Source organism: Mesorhizobium sp. SARCC-RB16n (assembly GCF_008520305.1).
Lineage (GTDB): Bacteria > Pseudomonadota > Alphaproteobacteria > Rhizobiales > Rhizobiaceae > Mesorhizobium.
This window is the reverse complement of sequence record NZ_ML703307.1, coordinates 1-1,099: the sequence shown is the minus strand read 5'-3', so window position 1 is coordinate 1,099 and position 1,099 is coordinate 1. Positions and strand designations below refer to the sequence as shown.

Sequence of the window (1,099 nt, the reverse complement as noted above, 5' to 3'; positions counted from 1 at the left end):
TTGGACAGTTTCGAACCTTTCCGGATGGAAGAGTTCGGATTTGAGCGTGGCGAAGAAGCTCTCAATCGGTGCGTTGTCGAGGCAATTGCCTTTGCGTGACATGCTCTGTTGGAGGCCTCTGGCTTCCAGCCTGCGCTGGAATGCCGACATCTGGTACTGCCATCCTTGATCGGAATGCAGGATTGGCCGTTCGTCCTCATCGAGTCGGGCGAAGGCTTTGGTCAGCATATTGTCCACCAGTTTGAAGCGTGGGCGGCGCGCCGTCTCGAAGGCGACGATCTCGCCATTGTAGAGGTCCATGATGGGAGACAGGTAGAGCTTGTCGCCGGCCACGCTGAACTCCGTCACGTCGGTCACCCATTTGCGGTTGGCGCGGTCAGCGCTGAACTTGCGCTGCAACAGATCGGGAGCGGTCCGCCCAACCTCGCCCCTGTAGGAACGATACTTCTTCGGCCTGACCAGCGACTTCAATCCCATCCCGGCCATCAGGCTCTGGACGGTCTTGTGGTTGACGCGTTGACCCGACTGGCGCAATTGCGCGGTCACCCGGCGATAGCCGTAGCGGCCCTTGTGGCTGTCGAAGATGGCCTTGATCGCCTCCTTCAGCGCCGCATGGCGGTCCGGGCGCGAGGTCGCCTTATGCCTGTAATAGAACGTGCTGCGCGGCAGCTTTGCCAGTTCGAGTAGTCCCTCAAGCGGATGCAACGGCCTTAACGCCTGGACGGCTTGCGCTTTTTGGGCGCGTGTTCCTGCGTTAAGGCCTTCAGTTTTTTTAGGTAGTCGTTCTCCATCCGCAGGTGCTTCAGCTCAGCCAGCAGTTCTTCGCGGCTTTTGGCCTCGTCACTGGCTGCAACAGGCACCGCGGGGGCCGGCGGCTTCGACATGGGTCGTCCTCTAGGACGGGGGCCGAGCGCCTCTATCCCACCCACATGATAGCGCTTCTCCCAGCCCGCCAGGCAACCGGCACTGCGGATATTGTACAACGCCGCCGTCTGGCGATACGACAGACCTTCCTCCCACATCCGCTCGAGCACTGACAGCTTGAATGCTGCGTCGTAATGATCGTATTTGCCCGATAGCCCGGCATCACCATGCGCCT

Annotated in this window: 1 pseudogene; it reads right to left on the bottom strand. The window is 60.3% G+C overall.

The annotated features are described in order from the left end of the window. Positions 1–1,099 (bottom strand): annotated as a pseudogene (locus C7I87_RS33915) (IS3 family transposase); the annotation flags it as partial.